Source organism: Allobosea sp. GW823-FHT02B03 (genome assembly GCF_058797755.1).
Genome location: NZ_JBXAJY010000008.1, coordinates 177362 through 195021, shown reverse-complemented (window position 1 = coordinate 195021; position 17660 = coordinate 177362). Strand labels below are relative to the sequence as shown.

Here is a 17660-nt window from a genome sequence, read left to right as displayed (position 1 = left end):
CGCCATGACGACATCGACCTACACCTGGCTCGCTCAATTCGCCCAGTCGACCGGCGTCCTCTACTTCATGGGCGTGTTCCTGGCGATCTGCGCCTACGCCCTCTGGCCGAGCAACCGCGCGCGCTTCGAAGAAGCGGCCCGCACCCCCCTGCGGGAGGACTGAACCATGGCCGAGCAGGACAAGCACGCACCGCAGTTCGACGCCGCCACCGGCCAGTCGACTACCGGTCATGACTGGGACGGCATCCAGGAGCTGAACACGCCGCTGCCGCGCTGGTGGCTCGGCATCTTCTACGCCACGATCATCTGGTCGATCGGCTACTGGATCGTCTACCCGGCCTGGCCGCTGGTGACCGACGTGACCCGCGGCGTGATCGGCTATGCCTCGCGCATCGACATCGCGCAGGACATGGCGCTGCTGAAGCAGGAGCGCGCGGCTCAGTCCAAGGCGCTGACGGAAGCCTCCTTCGAGCAGATCAAGGCCGATCCGGAGCTGTTCCGCATCGCCACGGCGCAGGGCAAGGCCGCCTTCGGTGATAACTGTGCCGCCTGCCACGGCGTCGGCGGCGGCGGGGCCAAGGGCTATCCGAACCTCAACGACGACGATTGGCTCTGGGGCGGCTCGTTCGCCGAGATCCAGAAGACGCTGGAGCACGGCATCCGCTTCGCCGGCGATCCCGATACGCGCGTCAGCCAGATGCCGGCCTTTGGCCGCGATAAGATGCTCGACGCCGCCCAGATCCGCGCCGTCGCCAACCATGTCCGGTCGATCGCCGGCCTGTCGACCGAGCCGAAGGCCGATCTCGCTGGCGGCGCCAAGCTCTATGCCGATAACTGCGCCGCCTGCCATGGCGACCAGGGCAAGGGCAATCGCGAGATGGGCGCGCCGGACCTGACCGACGCGATCTCGCTCTACGGCATGGACATGGCGTCGCTGACCGAGACCATCACCAACAGCCGCAACGGCGTGATGCCGGCTTGGCAGCAGCGGCTCGACGCCACGACGATCAAGGCGCTGACCGTCTACGTGCACTCGCTTGGCGGAGGCCAATAACATGTCGACTGCCGACGCAGACGATCTGCCCCTCTTCGCTCCGTCGAAGAAGGTCTATCCGCAGAGCGTCTCCGGCCCCTATCGGAGGGCGAAGTGGATCATCCTCGTCCTCTGCCTCGGTATCTACTACCTGCTGCCCTTCCTGCGTTGGGACCGCGGCCCCAACCTGCCGAACCAGGCGGTGCTGGCGGACATCGCCAATAACCGCTTCTATTTCTTCTTCATCGAGATCTGGCCGCAGGAGGTCTACTACTTCACGGGGCTGCTGATCCTGGCGGCCTTCGTGCTGTTCCTGATGAATGCCGTCGCCGGCCGGGTCTGGTGCGGCTATCTCTGCCCGCAGACGGTTTGGACCGATCTCTTCCTCGCCGTCGAGCGCTTCTTCGAGGGCGACCGGCGCGAGCGGATCAAGCGCGACGAGGCGTCCTGGTCCTTCGACAAGGCCTGGCGCAAGACCGCCAAGCACGCGGTCTGGCTGGTGATCGCCTGGTGGACCGGCGGTGCCTGGGTGCTCTACTTCGCCGATGCGCCGACGCTGGTGAAGGAACTCGCGACCTTCACCGCCCCGCTCTCGGCCTATGTCTGGATCGCGATCCTGACCTTCACCACCTATTCGCTCGCCGGGATCATGCGCGAGCAGGTCTGCACCTATATGTGCCCCTGGCCGCGGATCCAGGCGGCGCTGACCGACGACGACGCGCTCAACGTCACCTATCGCTACGATCGCGGCGAGCCGCGCGTGTCGGTCAAGCAGGCCCAGCGCCTGCGCAGCACCGGTGCGCCGGCCGGCGACTGCATCGACTGCAACCAGTGCGTTGCGGTCTGTCCGACCGGCATCGATATCCGCGACGGCGCGCAGATGGACTGCATCCAGTGCGGGCTTTGCATTGACGCCTGCAACACGGTGATGACCAAGGTCGGCTATCCCGCGGGGCTCATCGCCTACGATACCGACGACAACGTCAAGCGCCGGCAGGCCGGCCAGAAGCCGGTCTATCGGCCGCTGCGCGCGCGCACCCTGACCTATGCCGGCCTGATCCTGGTGGTCGGTGGGGCGATGGTCTACCAGCTCGCGACGCGCAAGATGGCGGACATTTCGGTGCTGCACGAGCGCTCGCCGCTGTTCGTCAAGCTCAGCGACGGCTCGATCCGCAACAGCTATACCGTCCGCCTGCTCAACAAGCGGCCGGAATCGCGGCCCTTCGCGCTGACGGTGTCCGGGCCGGCGGGGGCGCGCATCGAGGCGGTCGGCTCGGCGGCGACCGCCGATCTGCGGCCGGTCGTGACGGTCGAGCCCGACAGCTCGCGCGAGGTCCGCGTCCTGGTCACGGTTCCGGCGGATGTCCATCTCGACAAGTCGCAGCCGGTCACCATCACCGCCTCGGATCTCTTCGCCGGCGAGGTCGTGCGGGCCGAGGATCACTTCATGGCGCCGTAGCGCCGGATTACTCGGGCGGGCGCGCAAATGGCGCCCGCCCGAAGCCCGATCTGATCGGGATCAAAGTGTACGGGCGGGAACCATGCGAAATCTTCGCTCCGAGGCTTTCCCCTTCCTGTCCTAGCGAGAGCTCCATGTCCTGCTGCGGAGGCTTTGCCATGCCGATCGACCTGCCAGCGCCGCCGCCGGCGCCGCGCGCGCCCTTCAGGCTCAGCGGCCGCTTCGTGCTCTTCGCGATGATCGGCTTCTTCGCCGTGGTCGCGGGCGTCAACGGGGTGATGATGACGATCGCGATCCGGACCATGCCGGGCGTCGACGTCAGGAGCGCCTACGAGACCAGCCAGCGCTTCAACCAGGAGATCGCCCGGATGCGGGCGCAGAACGAGCGCGGCTGGCATGTCGACGCCGATCTGCGGCGGGAGGGCGGTGCCGAGGTCGTGGCCGTGACCTTCGCGGACAAGTCCGGGCAGCCGGTCGCTGGGCTCTCCGTCGATGTCAGGCTGGAGCATCCGGCGCGGCGCGGCAGCGACCGGCAGGTCGAGCTCGCCGAGATCGCGCCCGGGCACTACCAGGCCCGGCTTTCGGACCTGCCGGCCGGAGCCTGGACGCTGGTGCTCAGCGCCCAGCGGGACGGCGCCGCCGTCTTCGACACCCGCAGCCGCGTGATGCTGAGGGATTGAGCCATGGCTGACGGCCAGGATCTCTCGATCTTCGTGCGGCATGGCACCGGTGGTGTCGCCGGCATGGAGCTCGCCGTCGACGGCATGCGCTGCGCCGGCTGCATGCATGCGATCGAGCGTGGCCTCGCCCGCGAGACCGGCATCCTGAACGCGCGCGTCAATCTCGCGCTCAAGCGCGTCACCGTCGAATGGCGCGAAGGGGCGCTGCGGCCGGAAGCGATCGTCGCCAGCCTCGCTGCGCTCGGCTTCAAGGCCTATCCGTTCCTGCCGGCGCAGGAGCGCGAGGCGGCGCAGCAGGAGGACAAGCGGCTGCTGCGCTATCTCGGCGTCGCAGGCTTCGCCTCGATGAACATCATGCTGCTGTCGGTCTCGGTCTGGTCCGGCAACGCCAACGACATCAACCCGGTCACGCGCGACTTCTTCCACTGGGTCTCGGCGCTGATCGCGCTGCCGACCGCGGCCTATGCCGGCCGGCCCTTCTTCGAGAGCGCGCTGCGGGCGCTGCGGGCCGGCGCCGTCAATATGGACGTGCCGATCATGCTCGGCATCGTGCTGGCGCTTGGCATGTCGGTCATCGTCACGCTGAACCATGGCGAGCACGCCTATTTCGATGGCGTGGTGATGCTGATCTTCTTCCTCCTCATCGGGCGCTATCTCGACCAGCTGATGCGCCGGCGCACCCGCGATCTCGCCGGTAATCTCGCGGCGCTCAAGGCGGAGACCGCGACGAGGCTGGCGGCCGATGGCAGCAGCGTCATCGTGCCGATCGCCGCGATCGCGCCGGGCGATCTCGTGCTGGTGCGGCCGGGCGAGCGGGTCAGCGTCGACGGGCTGGTCGAGGCAGGCGCCTCCGAGCTCGACCAGAGCCTGGTCACCGGCGAGACCGCGCCGGCTTCCGTCGCCGTCGGCGAGCGCGTCCATGCCGGCACGCTCAATCTCTCGGGCGCGCTGACGATCCGGGTCGAGGCTGCGGGAGCCGGGACGCTGCTCTCCGAGATCGACCGGCTGATGGCCCAGGCCGTCGAGAGCCGCTCGCGCTATGTCCGACTCTCCGACCGTGCGGCGAGGCTCTACGCCCCCGTCGTGCACGCGACCGCGCTCGCGACCTTCCTCGGCTGGATGCTGTTCGGCCTCGCTTGGCACCAGGCGCTGATCATCGCGATCACCGTGCTGATCATCACCTGCCCCTGCGCGCTCGGCCTGGCGATCCCGGCGGTGCAGGTCGTCTCGGCGGCGGCGCTGTTCAAGCGCAAGGTCATGCTGAAGCAGGGCGACGCGCTCGAACGCCTCGCCGAGGTCGACACCGTGGTGTTCGACAAGACGGGAACGCTGACCCTGCCGGAGCCCGGTTTGAGCAATCTCGCGGCGATCGCGCCGGACGTGCTCGCCGCCGCCGGAGCGCTCGCCGCGGCGAGCCGCCACCCGCTGGCCCGGCCGATCGCCATGGCGGCCGGCGAGCCGCGCCCGCTCGAGACAGTGCGCGAGCATCACGGGCTCGGGCTCAGCGCCACGGTCGACGATGTCGAGATGCGCCTCGGCAGCATCGCCTTCTGCGGCGCCGAGGCTGAAGCCACGGCCGTGTCGGCTGCCTACCCTGCCGCTTCGCTGATCGCCTGGCGCCATGGCGCGCGTTGCGCCGTCTTCGCCGTCGACCAGCATTTGCGACCTGACGCCGCGGCGAGCATCCGCGATCTGCGGACGCTCGGCCTCGACGTCGTCATCCTCTCCGGCGACCGGGCCGAGGCCGTGGCGCCGCTCGCCGAGGCCCTGGGGATCGCGGAGTTCAAGGCCGGGCAGCGGCCGGACGAGAAGATCGCCGAGCTCGAGCGCCTCGCCGCCGCCGGCCGCAGGACGCTGATGGTCGGCGACGGGTTGAACGACGCCCCGGCGCTGGCGAGGGCCCATGCCTCGATGTCGCCGATCAGCGCGACCCAGCTGGCGCAGGCCTCGGCCGACATCGTCTTCCTCGGCGAGGAGCTGGCGCCGGTCGCCGCGAGCCTGCGCATCGCGCGCAAGGCGCGCCGGCTGATGGTGCAGAACCTCTGGTTCGCGGTGCTCTACAACGCCGTGGCCGTACCGATCGCGATCGCCGGATTCGCCACCCCGCTGGTCGCTGCGGTGGCGATGTCGGGCTCGTCGCTGGTCGTCACGCTCAACGCCTTGCGCGCCGGCCGCCAGCCCGCCGCCGCTGCTCGGGAGGGCTCCGCATGAACATCCTGGTCGTGCTGATGCCGCTCGCCCTGGCGCTGGGCCTGACCGGGCTCGCCGCCTTCTTCTGGAACATGCGCACGGGCCAGTACAGCGATCTGGAAGGGCCGGGCTGGCGCATTCTCGACGATGACGACCTGACCCCGGAGCCGATGCCGGCCGAGGCGCCGGTCGACGCAAAGGCGGCAGCGCCCCGCTGACTTCGTCTGGAGCTAGCCCTGGCCGAGCTCCGCATTGAGATCCCGTGCCAGGGCCGCGTCGAGCGGTGCGCCGTCCGTCCAGCAATGCCGGACGATCGCGATCTTGCCGGCGTCGATCAGTGAATTCTCGTCGCCGGGCTGGCTGCTTTGCGGCCGGCCACGCCTGATACGCCAGACCGTGCGCGCGGGATCGTCATCGACGATATCGGCGGCGCCGGCGATCTTGTCGCGGCCGATCCGCGCCAGACCGATCTCGGCCGGCAAGGTGTTCGGCAGGTTGACGCTGAGCCAGGCGCCCTCGCGCGCCCATTGCCCGCGCCGTGCCCAGAGGCTGGCGAGCAGGGCCGCGAGCGCCGCGACGTCCTCTTCGCCATAGCCACCCTCCTTGACCCGCGACAGGCCGATCGCCGGAACGCCCCAGAAACAAGCCTCGCGGGCGATCGAGAGCGTGCCGGAATAGGCCGCGTCCTCGCCGGTGTTGCGGCCGTGATTGACGCCCGAGAGCAGGAGGTCCGGCCGGCCGCCATCGCGGAACAGCACGGTCATGGCGCCGACGACGCAATCGGCCGGCGTGCCGGAGAGCGCGTAGACCTGGTTCTCGCGCCGCGTCAGCACGAGATCGCGGTCGAAGGAGAGATGGTGGCTCGCCGCCGTCCATTTGCGCTCTGGCGCCACGACCCAGATGTCGGACCAGAGGCGCGCAGCGGCCCGGCGCAGCAGGGCGATGCCCGGTGCGTCGATGCCGTCGTCATTAGCGATCAGGATACGCATGGTTCAGCCTCAGATCTCGATGATGTCGCCCGGCTTGGGCGCAGGGTTGAGGCCCGGAATGGTGCGGGCCAGCGCACGCGCCGTGGCGGCGTCGCAGGAATGGGCCAGCACCACCGGCGCGCCATTGGCGGCGGCGAGCGCGGCATTCTCGGGCAGGGTCGGATGGGTCGGGAAGCGCAGCCATTGCGCCTTGCCCGCCGCCAGCATGGCATCGCCCGGGCTGCCCTTCGGCACGTGCCCGGTCAGAAGCACGGGCTTTCGTTCCGCCTGCGCCTGCGCCAGTGCAGCCGCCGAGGGGCCGGCGAGCCCCATTCCGTCATGGCAGAGCAGCGCGGCCTGCGGCAGCGTCTCGCCCTCGCGCCAGAGCAGCGCGCCTGCGAGCTTGCGCGACAACTCGTCGGCAATGCCCGGCGCGAGCCATGAGCCGGCGGCGATCTGCTGCGCCAGCGACGCCTGCATCGAGGGATGGATCGCGATCGGGCTGTCGATCAGCGCCATCAGCTCGACGGAGCGGCCGGAAAGCGGCGTCGGCAGCACTGCGCCGCCGGGATGCGCCTCGAGCCAGCGCGTCACCGCGAGGCCGCGTTCCCAGGCCGGCACGCGGTCCTCGCCATAGGAGGCGTCGAGCAGGAAGAGGTCGCTGGGCGGCATCCTGTCCATTGCGAAGACCGGGCTCGCCGGCACGACATCGCCGCAATAGCCGAGCCGGCGACCATCTGCGGTCAGATGGCACCAGACCCCGCCGACGACATGGCCGCTGCGTCCGGTCTCGATCGCAATTCCGCCGAGCCGGAAGGGCTTGCCGGCCTCGATGATCTCGATCTTCGCCGTCTGCGCGAGCGCCCGCTCCTCGGCCGTGGCATAGGCCTGCAGCGTCGCATCGGTCTCGGAGGCAGCTTCCGCCGTCATCAGGACCCGGCCGGAAAACCCGTTGGCGAGGCACCAGCCGAGCGCGCCGACATGGTCCTCATGCGCATGGGTGACGATGATCGCCTCGGTGGCGGCCAGCTGCTCCGGCGAAATCGCCGGATAATAGCCCGGCCCGCGCGGCGCGCTGGTATTGACCCCGACATCGAGCAGAAGCCGCGTCGAGCCATGTTCGACGCCGATGCAGGTGCGGCCCTTCTCGCCGACGCCGCCGTGAATCCTGATCTTCATGCCGCCAGATCCGCCTCCGGAATGACCCAGCCATCCCTGATGCTGAGGCGGATCGTCTCGCCGGGGGCGGCCGGCGCCGGCTCCGGCGCGTCGAGATGCAGCATGGTTTCCTCGCTCGCGAGCGGGCGCACCTCCATCCGGAAATAGCCGCCCTGATAGGAGAGGCGCTCGACGCGCGCGGCGAGGCCGCCTTCGTCCTGAGCGATCGAAAAATCGCGCGACCGCAGGCAGATCTTGGCTTGCGCGCTTGCAGCCTGGTCGGAGCGGCAGCGCATCACCGCCTCGACGCCGAGAACATCGACCTTGCAATGACCGGCTTCCGGCTTCGAAAGCAGGCGCGCCGGCAGCACCATGCCCTCGCCGATGAAGCCCGCCACCGTCGTGTTCGCCGGCTCGCGATAGAGCGACGAGGGGCTGGCGAGCTGGAGCAGCCGGCCACGGTCCATCACCGCGATCCGGTCGGCCAGCGCCATCGCCTCGGCCTGATCATGGGTGATGTAGACCATGGTCGTGCCGGTGCGCTCGTGGAAGCGCGAGAACTCCTCCTCCATTGAGGCGCGCAGATGCACGTCGAGATTGGCGAGCGGCTCGTCCAGCAGCACCAGCGAGGGCTCGGTGACGAGGCAGCGCGCCAAAGCGACGCGCTGGCGCTGGCCGCCCGAAAGCAGGCCCGGGCGCCGTTCGGCAAAGCCGGTGAGGCCGACGAGATCGAGCGCTGCGGCGACGCGCCTTGCGCGCTCGGGGTCGCGCACGCCGGCGACGGTCAGGCCATAGGCGACGTTTTCCGCCACGCTCATATGTGGCCAGAGCGCATAGGACTGGAAGACGATGCCGAGCTTGCGATGCTCCGGCGGCACGTGCCGCTCGGGTGAGGAGAGCAGCCGGTCGCCGATTGTGATCTCACCGCCATCGAGCTTGTCGAAGCCGGCGATCTGGCGCAGCAGCGTGGTCTTGCCGCAGCCGGACGGGCCGAGCACGGCGATGAACTCGCCATCCTCGACATCGATGGAGACGTCGTCGAGCGCGGTGTAGGACCCGAAATATTTGCGGGCCCGGTCGATCTTCAGTCGCGCCACGGCAGCACTCCCTGTGGCAGTTTCTTGGCGAAGAGCAGGGTCGAGAGCATCAGCCCGATGGTGACGAGGACCGTCACCGCCGCCAGCGCCGAGGCATAGGTCGAGTCGCCGCCCTGCTCGAAGGAGAACACCACCACGCCGAGCGTCTCCGTGCCCGATGACCAGAGCAGCGCGGAAACGGTGAGTTCGTTGAAGGCGGTGAGGAAGATCAGCAGCGCCCCCGCCACCGCCGCCGGCGCGACCAGCGGGAAGATGATGGTGACGAGCCGGCGCACGAGCCCGGCACCGGCGATCTGCGCGGCCTCCTCCAGCGTCCGGTCGAGCTGCAGATAGCCGCTGATGATCGGGCGCAGGCCGAGCACCAGGAAGCGCGCGAGATAGGCGAAGACGATGATCCAGATCGTGTTGTAGAGCGAGAAGCCGAGCAGCGGCAGCGGCTTCAGGAAGAGCAGGATCGCGGCGATGGCGAGCACGACGCCCGGCATCGCATAGGGCAGTTCGGCGGCGACGTTGAGCAGGCGTAAGAGGCGCGACTTCTTCCAGACGATGAAATAGGCGAGCGGCACGCAGATCACGACGATCAGGATCGCGGCCGCGCCCGACATCAGGAAGCTGTTGACGAAGGCGCGCTTCGAGGCGGCGTGCTCGAGCAGCACATAGGCATAGTTGGCGAGCGTCGCGGTTTTCGCATTCAGCGGCACGCCGAAGGCCGGGATCAGCGATGTCGTGATCAGGCCGAGGAAGGGCAGTGCCAGGATCAGGATGGCGACGGTCCAGAGCAGGATCTCGACCGTGGTGCGCCAGCGCCCGAGCTCGAAGGGCCGCGCCGCACTGGAGGTGGTGGTGATCCGAAAGTCGCGTCGGCGCAGCATGTAGTCCTGCAAGAGGATGCCGACCATGGCGATGAGGCCGATCAGCAGCGACAGGATCGCGACCTCCGAGAGCACGCCCGGGCCGAGGCCGGCGAGGCGCTGGTAGATCAGGGTCGGCAGTACCAGGAAATTGCCGGGAATGCCGAGAAAGGCGGGAATGCCGAAATTGCCGAGGCTCGAGACGAAGCAGAGCGCGATGCCGGCAATCAGCGGCGGCGTCATCAAGGGCAGCACGACGGTGCGCAGCACGGTAAGCGGGCTTGCGCCCGCGGCGAGGCCCGCCTCGATCAGCTCCTTCGGCAGAGCGCGCAGGCCGGCGCGCAAGGTCAGGAAGACCAGCGGGGCGTATTGCAGCCCGAGCAGCAGGATGATGCCTTCGCGCGAATAGAGCGGGTTCTTGCTGCCGAGCGGCGGCGCCATGCCGATCAGCTTGAGCAGCGTGCTGGAGGGGCCGAAGAGCTGCAGCCAGGCCAGCGCCGTGACCTGCGGCGCGATCATCAGCGGCAACACGAAGCAGAAGGTGAAGGCGTTGCGGGCGCGGATGTCGGTCAGCGTCGTCAGCAGCGCCACCGTGCCGCCGAGCAGCACGGCGAGCACGGTCCCGGCGATCGCCGTGACGAGACTGTTGGCGGTCGCCGTCCAGGTCGCCTGGCTGGCGAGGACCTTGCCGAGCGAGGAGGTCGAGAGCGCGCCGCCCGGTGCCAGCCCTTCGAAGACCAGCCGCCCGATCGGCAGCAGGGACAGCACGGCGACGAGCAGGACGAGTCCCCAGAGGAGACCGGTCTCCACGACGCGCGTACGCGTCGTGGCAGCATCCGCTAAGGACATGGAGCCGGTCTCAGTTGCCGAACATGGTGGCGAAACGGGCCTTGTCCGCCTCGGTCGCCTTGACCACGGCCGCGATGTCCGAGGCCATGACGTTGATCTTGGTGCCGGCCGGCAGCCAGGAGGGCGAGCCGACGCTCGGCTTGGCCGGGATGTAGCCCATGGCGAGCGCGAGCTTCTGGCCCTCATCCGAGAGAATGAAGTCGACGAACGCCTTCGAGGCCGCCTCGTTCTTGGTCGTCTTCAGGATCGCGACCGGCTCGGTCACCGCCGGGGCACCTTCCTTCGGGAAGATGAACTCGACCGGCGAGCCCTGGGCCTTGGCATTGAAGGCCATGAAGTCGACCAGCACGCCATAGGTCTTCTCGCCGCTGGCGACGGCGCGCAGCACGGCGCCGTTGCCGCGCACCGCAACGGCCTCGTTGGCCTTGAGCTGCTCGAACAGCTTCCAGCCGAGATCGGGCCTTGCCGTCATGGTCGAGAGCATGATCGCGGCGGCGCCCGAATAGAGCGGGCTCGGCATCGAGATCTGGCCCTTGAGATCGGGATTGCCGAGATCGTTCCACGAGGTCGGCCGGGTCTTGGCGCCGGTGTTGACGGCGATGCCGGTGGTGATCAGCTTCGAGCCGAAATAGGTCTTGTCGGCGTCGAAGGAGCCGGGCTGCAGCCCGTCGACCTTGGCGCCGGCATAGGGGAGCAGGCGGCCGTCTTTCTTCAGGATCTCCATGCTCGCCGCATCGGCGATCAGCAGTACGTCGGCGCGCGGCTGGCCGGCCGAGATCTCGGCCGCGAGCTTGCCCATGACTTCCGTGGTGCCGGAGCGGAAGATTTCGACCTCGACCTTGGGATAGGCCTTCTTGAAGGCGGCCGTGGTCTGCGCCGCGTCCTTCTCCGGCTGCGAGGTGTAGAGCACGAGCTTGCCCGCCGGCTCCTGGGCGAAGGCGGGGCTCGCGGCGAGCAAGCCACCGAGCGCGGCGATGACGAGGCTGCGTCTGGTCTGGGTCATGATGTCTCCTCCGTTGTGTCAGTCGTCCTTACCGCCTTAGGGCGACGGACGATCTTCGTCACTGCTGGCTATCAGTTCGTCTTTCCTGCCACCATGCCGCATCGCCGGCATGGTGGCCTGCATCCCTCACAAGAGCACTTCAGGATTCTCCAGTGCCTCGCGCAGATCGGCCATGAAGCGCGCCGCCGTCACTCCGTCGATGATGCGATGGTCCGATGACAGCGTGAAGTTCGCCATCGGCCGCAGCACGATCTGCCCGTCCCGGCCGACCGGCTTCTCGACCGTGCGGCCGATCGCCAGGATCGCGCCCTGCGGCGGGTTGATGATCGCCGTGAAGCTGTCGACCCCGTACATGCCGAGATTGGAGATGGTGAAGGTGCCGCCGCCGAGCTCGGCCGGCGTCAGGCTGCGCTTCGCCACCCCCTCGCGCAACCGCGCAAACTCGCGCGCCATGGCCGGCATGTCCATCGTGCCGGCGTCTCGCAGCACCGGCACGACGAGATCGCCTTCGCGCTCCATGGCGATGCCGATATCGATGCGCTCATGAAAACGCGTCGCCTCGCCTTCCGCCGAGGCGTTGAGCAGCGGGTGATGGCCGAGCACGCCGGCGGCGATCCGGGCGATCAGCACGGTCAGGCTCGGCTTCGGCGCGCCGAGCCGCTCATGCCTGGCGGCGAGCCGGCGCAGAAGCGCCTGCGCGGCGCTCATCTCGATTTCGCTGGTGAGATAGAAATGCGGCGCCGTGCGCATGCTCTCCGAAAGCCGCGTCGCGACGATGCGGCGAATGGCGGAGAAGGGCTTCAGCGTGTCGGCCGGGACTTCGGCGCTGCGGCAGGTCGCGGCGGCGCCATCGACTGCAACCGGTGCGGGAGCTGCCACCGCAGCGATATGGCTGCGGACATCGGCCTCGCCGATCCGCCCGCGTGGCCCGGAGCCGGCAATGGCCCTGAGGTCGATGCCGTTCTGGCGCGCGACGCGGCGTGCGAGAGGCGTGGCGCGCAAGCTTGCTGGAACGGCGCCGGCAGCGACGCCATTGCTCGCCTGGTTCGCAACGACTGCGGCCGCCGCGGCGGGCGGGGGAGCCGGCATCGCCGCAGGCTTTGCCGCCGGTGCCGCATCCTGCGTCTCGCCGTCGAGATAAATCCAGGCGACGGGCGTGCCGACCGCGATGGCGATGCCGGTCTCGGCCCGGATGCGGCGGATGGCTCCGCTCGCCGGCGCCTCGACCTCCATCACCGCCTTGTTGGTGCCGATCTCGAAGATCGTTTCGCCCTGGCGGACCTGATCGCCCTCCTTGACGTGCCAGGCCTCGATCGTGCCGGTCTCCATGTCCATGTCGACCTTGGGGAGGATGACCTCGACCGGCATCAGGCCTCTCCGCGGCGCAGGAGGTTGAGCGCGGCGGCGAAGATGTCGTCCTCCTGCGGCACCGCCGCCTTCTCCAGCACGGGATTATAGGGGATAGGCGCATCGACCCCGCCGAGGCGGACGATCGGCGCATCGAGGAAGTCGAAGACCTCGCTCTCGGCGATCATGGCGGAAATCTCCGCGCCGATGCCCATGGTCTTGACGCCCTCATAGACCACCATCAGCCGGTGGGTCTTGCGCACGCTCTCGGCGATCGTGGTGAAGTCGATCGGGCGGATCGAGCGCAAATCGATCACCTCTGCCGAGACGCCTTCATCCGCAAGCCGGGCGGCGGCCGCCTGCGCCTTCAGCGCCATGATCGAGGAGCCGACGATGGTGATGTCGGTACCTTCGCGGCGGATCGCCGCCTTGCCGATCGGCACGCGATAGGGCTCGGCCGGGACATGGCCCTTGGTTTTGTAGAGCAGCTTGTGCTCGAAGATCATCACGGGGTTCGGATCGTCGATCGCCGCCAGCAGCATGCCCTTGGCATCGTGCGGCGTGCTCGGCTGCAGCACCTTCAGCCCCGGCACATGGGCGAACCAGGCTTCAAGGCTCTGGCTGTGCTGGGCGGCCGCCCCGGTGCCCGAGCCGCCGGGCAGGCGCACCACCATCGGCACGCTCGCCTTGCCGCCGAACATGAAGCGGATCTTAGCCGCCTGGTTGACCAGCTGCTCCATGGCGAGCGTGACGAAATCCGAGAACTGGATCTCGACGACCGGCCGCATGCCGGTGATCGCGGCGCCGACCGCCGCCCCGGCGATGCCGAGCTCGCTGATCGGCGTGTCGATGACGCGCTCGGCGCCGAAGCGGTGGACGAGGTCGCCTGAGACGCCGAAGGCGCCGCCATAGACACCGACATCCTCGCCGAACAGGAAGACTCGGCTGTCGGCCTCCATCGCCTGGGCCAGCGCCTCGCGCACGGCCTCGGCATAGGAAAGCTCGCGCAGCTCCGCGGGCGCTTCGATCAGCTCAGATGGCATAGACGTCACGGGTCAGGTCTTTCGGATCGGGGTCCGGGCAGGTGCGGGCGAACTCGACGGCGGCATCGATCTCGCGCTGGGCGTCCTCTTCGAGCTTCATCAGCGCGGCAGCGTCGAAACGGTCATGCGCCTTGAGCTCGTCCTCGAGCCGCCGGATCGGATCCTGGGCGCGCCATTCCTCGATCTCTTCCTTGCTGCGGTAGAGATTGCGATCGCTCTTGGAATGGCCGCGCCAGCGATAGGTCTTGCACTCGATCAGCGAGGGGCCGCCGCCATGGCGCGCCCGCGCGACCGCCTCGCGCGCCACCGCGGCGACGCCGGCGAGATCGTTGCCGTCGAGGCAATGGCCCGGCATGGCATAGGCGCTCGCCCGGTCGGCGACATTCGCGACTGCCATGGCGCGGGCGATGTCCATCGACATCCCGTATTTGTTGTTCTCGCAGACGAAGACGACCGGCAGCTTCCAGATCGAGGCCATGTTGAGCGCCTCGTGGAAGGCGCCCTCGTTCGAGGCGCCGTCGCCGAAGAAGACCATGCAGACCCGGCCGTTCTTCTGCGCCTTGATGCTCATGCCGACGCCGACCGCGATCGGCAGGCCGCCGCCGACGATGCCGTTGGCACCGAGATTGCCGCCCTCGACATCGGCGATGTGCATCGAGCCGCCGCGGCCCTTGCAGTAGCCGGTCTCCTTGCCGAAGAACTCGGCGAACATCAGCTTCGGCTCGGCGCCGCGCGCGATGCAGTGGCCATGGCCGCGATGGGTCGAAAGGATGTAGTCCTGCGCCTGCAGCGGCAGGGTCGTGCCGACCGCGCTGGCCTCCTGGCCGATCGAGAGATGCATCGTGCCGTGGATCAGCCCGCGCATATAGCTCGCCTCGGCCGCCTCCTCGAACTTCCGGATCAGGTGCATCCGGGTCAGCGCGGTACGCAGCGTCGCATCGTCGAGTGCCGCGAGCTCCGGCCGCTGGTTCGGCCGCGCGATCTGCGCAGCGCCTGTCTTCATGTCGTTCATGCCTGGATTCCCCCGCCGAGCGCGGCGACCATCGCGTCCTGCGCCCGTCGTACCTCGACGATCTTCAGGCGCTGGTCGGGCGTCGCATCGGCCAGCGTGATCAGCTCGCCCTTGCGCACCGCCCGCGTCACCGTCGCGCCCTGGGCGAGCCCGATCGGCAGCGCGTTGCGCGCCTGCGCATCGGCCCGCGACAGCGCAAAGCCGCGATAGGCATATTCGCCGATCGCATCGAGCGTCTCGCCGACGGAAAGGTCGCGCTTGGCGACGCAGCCGACCTCGGCGCGCGGCACCGGCAGCGGGCGCATATGGGACAGCCCGAAAAGCACGGCGGCCGCCGCCGAGAGCGGCACTTCCAGGCTGGTCAGGTGGTAGGGCCGGAAGAAGGAGTAATACGGCCCCGGCCCGAGATGCAGGTCGCTCATCCGCTCGCGCACCCTGGGATGACGCATCTCGGCGACGCAGAACACGCCGGGCGCGACGCCCTTGGCTACGGTGAAGTCGACGACGCCCTTGCGGGAGAGCAGGCCACCCTCCTCCTTCGGGCAGAAATAGTTCTGCAGCTCGGCGCGCGGCGCCTCCGGGCCGTGCATGCCCGGGATGTCGGGCACGAAGCCACAGGCATTGGCGATCGCGACCATCTCGACCATGGTCTTCGAGCCGTCGACGAACTCGACCAGCATGCGCGGATTCATGTTCCGCCGGGTCGCTTCCTCGACATAGTCGGCGGGCACCGCATCGATCCGGAACGGGTTGTTCTTGCCCTTGCCGGCGGCGACCACCGGATAGCCCATGGCGCGGACGAAATTGATCAGCTCCATGGCGGCGGCAGGCTCGTCGCCGGCACCTAGCGTATAGACGACGCCCGCCTTCGCCGCCTCGGCCGCGAGATAGGAGCCGATGGTGATGTCGGCTTCGACATTCATCATCACGATGTGCTTGCGCGCCGCGATCGCGGCCAGCGCCACCCGAGAGCCGGCTTCGGGGTTGCCGGTGGCGTCGATGATCACGTCGACGGCCGGCGAATTGCAGATGAGATCGAGCGAGGTGGTCGCGGCGATCCGGCCCTTGCGCTGGGCGGCCTCGATCCCGGCCGCATCCGAAACGATGTCGGCAGCGGAGCCGGCGAGCGCCGCCGCCTGTGCCACGCGGTCCGGCGCGATGTCGGCGACCGCCGCGATCGCGATGCCGGGCATCTGCGCGATCTGCACGACGATATCGGTGCCCATCTGGCCGGCGCCGATCAGCCCGACGCGGACCGGCCTGCCGGCCCGCTCGCGCTGTTCGAGCGCCTCGGCCAGCGTCAGGCCGGCCGTCGGCGATGCGCCCATCGGGGGCGAAAATGCAGCCGCCATCGTCAGATCATCTCCGCCCGGAAAGATACTTCTTGGAACATATGTTCATTTAATCAGACAAAAGATCATTGCGCCGACGCTGTCAAGCGATCAGAATCGCAGTGGGATTGCCGAACCCGCGGCGGACAGCGATGGTGCGCCGCGATGACCGGGAGACCGACGGGGAGTTCATGGCGCTGGAAGACGAAACCCGTGCGGCAACGGAGCTCGTCGCGGACGACAAGGTCCGCGCGGCCTGGCTCTATTATGTCGAGGGCCTGACGCAGGAGCAGATCGCCGAGGCGCTCGGCCTGAGCCGCATCAAGGTCGTGCGCATCCTCGCCGCCGCCCGCAACGAAGGCATCGTCCGTATCCGCATCGATGCGCGCTCGGCGCGGCAGGCCGCGCTGGAGCGCGGCCTCGTCACCAGCTTCGGGCTCGACGAGGCGATCGTCGTACCGGCGGCGCGCGATGCCGCCAGCATCCCCGCTCTGGTCGGCTACGCCGCCGGGCTCTGGCTGTCGGACATGCTGCGGGACAACATGTCGCTCGCCGTCGGCTGGGGCGAGACCCTCCATCAGGCGCTGCGCGGCATGCAGCCTCGCCAGATCGAGGCCATGTCGGTGGTCTCGCTGCTCGGCGGCCTGACCCATTCGCGCAGCATCAATCCCTCGGCCGTGGCGCGCCGCGTCGCCGATATGTTCGGCGCCGACTGCTTCCAGCTGACGGCACCGGTCTTCGTCTCCAGCGCCGAGATTCGCGACGCGCTCTGGGGTGAGCCGACCCTGCGCGACCTGCTGGCTCGGGCCCGCGCCGCCGATGTCGCCCTGCTCAGCATCGGCAGCCTCGGGCGGGACTCGACCCTGTTCCGCGAAGGGCTCGTGCCGGAATCGGATCTTGAATCGCTGAGGGCTGCCGGCGCGGTCGGCGACCTGCTCTGCCATTTCATCGACGCCGAGGGCAGGCCGGTCGACCATCCCGTGAACCGGCGCATCATGGCGGTGAACCCGTCGGAGCTGACCGGGATCGGCCTCGTCGCCATTGCCGGCGGCGGCGCCAACAAGGCGCCGGCGATCCGGGCTGCTCTGCGAGCCAGCGCGGCGAAGGTTTTGATCACGGATGAGGGCGCCGCCGACGCGCTGCTGGCGAGCGTGGGGCAGAAGCATGGCTGAGCGGGGAGAAGGTGGCGGGCCGCGGCGGCCGATCGGCGCGGGTACGTCGAAGGCGGGCAATCTGCAGCAACTGGCGCGCCATTCGCTGCAGTTCCGGCCCTCGGATGTGCGCCTCGTGCTCGAGCGGGTGCATTCGCATCTGGTCAAGCCGCGGATGAGCGCCGAGGAGCTGCTCGAGGTGGTGCGCGGCCTCGGCTTCGACAGCGTCGAGGCTTTCGGCACCCGCATAGGGCTCGAACAGCGCACGGCCGAGAGCTGGTCGCGCTACGGCCTGTCGCGCGACGCCGCCCAGATTCTGCTCGCTCTGCTGGGCTATCGCCAGCGCCTGGTCGAGGCGATGGACGATTTCGAGAAGGAGACGCAGATTCCGCTCGACGGCTTCTTCGAGAACCACAAGCTGCCCTGAGCCCCCAACGAAGCGCTGCGCGATTTAGCCTACCCGCCTTGACAGGTGCCGGCGCAGATTG

General features: G+C 68.8%; 17 protein-coding genes. 8 read left to right on the top strand and 9 right to left on the bottom strand.

The features are described from left to right. Window positions 1–4 precede the first annotated feature (4 nt). The 6 genes from AC1REK_RS25615 (at window position 5) to ccoS (ending at window position 5580) form a co-directional block, all read left to right on the top strand. Window positions 5–163, top strand: coding sequence for a cbb3-type cytochrome oxidase subunit 3 (locus AC1REK_RS25615; protein ID WP_066479469.1), 159 nt, complete (start codon window positions 5–7; stop codon window positions 161–163). A gap of 3 nt (window positions 164–166) precedes the next feature. Continuing rightward, window positions 167–1054, top strand: a complete 888-nt coding sequence (ccoP, locus tag AC1REK_RS25610; RefSeq protein WP_327523378.1) for a cytochrome-c oxidase, cbb3-type subunit III — start codon at window positions 167–169, stop codon at window positions 1052–1054. A gap of 1 nt (window position 1055) precedes the next feature. Further along, window positions 1056–2492 (top strand): cytochrome c oxidase accessory protein CcoG, encoded by a 1437-nt coding sequence (gene ccoG, locus AC1REK_RS25605; RefSeq protein ID WP_492269957.1) that lies wholly within the window; start codon window positions 1056–1058, stop codon window positions 2490–2492. 158 nt (window positions 2493–2650) lie between these two features. Then, window positions 2651–3172 carry a FixH family protein gene (locus tag AC1REK_RS25600; RefSeq protein WP_492269956.1) on the top strand — a complete coding sequence of 174 codons (522 nt, stop codon included), beginning with the start codon at window positions 2651–2653 and terminating at the stop codon, window positions 3170–3172. A gap of 3 nt (window positions 3173–3175) precedes the next feature. Next, window positions 3176–5383 (top strand): heavy metal translocating P-type ATPase, encoded by a 2208-nt coding sequence (locus tag AC1REK_RS25595; RefSeq protein ID WP_492269955.1) that lies wholly within the window; start codon window positions 3176–3178, stop codon window positions 5381–5383. Next, window positions 5380–5580, top strand: a complete 201-nt coding sequence (gene ccoS, locus AC1REK_RS25590) for a cbb3-type cytochrome oxidase assembly protein CcoS (protein WP_492269954.1) — start codon at window positions 5380–5382, stop codon at window positions 5578–5580. The genes AC1REK_RS25595 and ccoS overlap by 4 nt, the downstream gene beginning before the upstream one ends. 12 nt (window positions 5581–5592) lie before the next feature. Here ccoS and AC1REK_RS25585 read toward each other — a convergent pair whose 3' ends face one another. The 9 genes from AC1REK_RS25585 to AC1REK_RS25545 all read right to left on the bottom strand — a co-directional run bounded on the left by AC1REK_RS25585 (window position 5593) and on the right by AC1REK_RS25545 (window position 16042). After that, a complete protein-coding gene (locus AC1REK_RS25585) occupies window positions 5593–6351 on the bottom strand; it encodes a 5'/3'-nucleotidase SurE (protein ID WP_492269953.1) in 759 nt (252 codons plus the stop codon). A 9-nt stretch (window positions 6352–6360) separates the two neighbouring features. Then, complete coding sequence (locus AC1REK_RS25580) at window positions 6361–7509, bottom strand: MBL fold metallo-hydrolase (RefSeq protein ID WP_492269952.1); 1149 nt, start codon at window positions 7507–7509, stop codon at window positions 6361–6363. Continuing rightward, complete coding sequence (locus tag AC1REK_RS25575; RefSeq protein WP_492269951.1) at window positions 7506–8585, bottom strand: ABC transporter ATP-binding protein; 1080 nt, start codon at window positions 8583–8585, stop codon at window positions 7506–7508. The genes AC1REK_RS25580 and AC1REK_RS25575 overlap by 4 nt, the downstream gene beginning before the upstream one ends. Next, the gene (locus AC1REK_RS25570; RefSeq protein WP_492269950.1) at window positions 8573–10285 is read right to left on the bottom strand and encodes an ABC transporter permease; all 1713 of its coding nucleotides are present in this window, start codon (window positions 10283–10285) and stop codon (window positions 8573–8575) included. The genes AC1REK_RS25575 and AC1REK_RS25570 overlap by 13 nt, the downstream gene beginning before the upstream one ends. 10 nt (window positions 10286–10295) lie before the next feature. Then, window positions 10296–11288 carry an ABC transporter substrate-binding protein gene (locus AC1REK_RS25565; RefSeq protein ID WP_492269949.1) on the bottom strand — a complete coding sequence of 331 codons (993 nt, stop codon included), beginning with the start codon at window positions 11286–11288 and terminating at the stop codon, window positions 10296–10298. 126 nt (window positions 11289–11414) lie between these two features. Next, window positions 11415–12656 carry a dihydrolipoamide acetyltransferase family protein gene (locus tag AC1REK_RS25560; RefSeq protein WP_492269948.1) on the bottom strand — a complete coding sequence of 414 codons (1242 nt, stop codon included), beginning with the start codon at window positions 12654–12656 and terminating at the stop codon, window positions 11415–11417. Continuing rightward, the gene (locus tag AC1REK_RS25555; RefSeq protein WP_291646031.1) at window positions 12656–13678 is read right to left on the bottom strand and encodes an alpha-ketoacid dehydrogenase subunit beta; all 1023 of its coding nucleotides are present in this window, start codon (window positions 13676–13678) and stop codon (window positions 12656–12658) included. Before AC1REK_RS25555 ends, AC1REK_RS25560 begins: the two co-directional genes overlap by 1 nt. After that, window positions 13668–14690, bottom strand: a complete 1023-nt coding sequence (locus tag AC1REK_RS25550; protein ID WP_492269947.1) for a thiamine pyrophosphate-dependent dehydrogenase E1 component subunit alpha — start codon at window positions 14688–14690, stop codon at window positions 13668–13670. The genes AC1REK_RS25555 and AC1REK_RS25550 overlap by 11 nt, the downstream gene beginning before the upstream one ends. Continuing rightward, entirely contained in the window at window positions 14687–16042 is a 1356-nt protein-coding gene (locus tag AC1REK_RS25545) for an NAD(P)H-dependent oxidoreductase (RefSeq protein WP_492269946.1), read from the bottom strand. The genes AC1REK_RS25550 and AC1REK_RS25545 overlap by 4 nt, the downstream gene beginning before the upstream one ends. 131 nt (window positions 16043–16173) lie before the next feature. Here AC1REK_RS25545 and AC1REK_RS25540 point away from each other — a divergent pair, with 131 nt between their 5' ends. Continuing rightward, a complete protein-coding gene (locus tag AC1REK_RS25540; RefSeq protein WP_327523366.1) occupies window positions 16174–17193 on the top strand; it encodes a sugar-binding transcriptional regulator in 1020 nt (339 codons plus the stop codon). Next, window positions 17186–17599 carry a hypothetical protein gene (locus AC1REK_RS25535; protein WP_492269945.1) on the top strand — a complete coding sequence of 138 codons (414 nt, stop codon included), beginning with the start codon at window positions 17186–17188 and terminating at the stop codon, window positions 17597–17599. The genes AC1REK_RS25540 and AC1REK_RS25535 overlap by 8 nt, the downstream gene beginning before the upstream one ends. Window positions 17600–17660 lie beyond the last annotated feature (61 nt).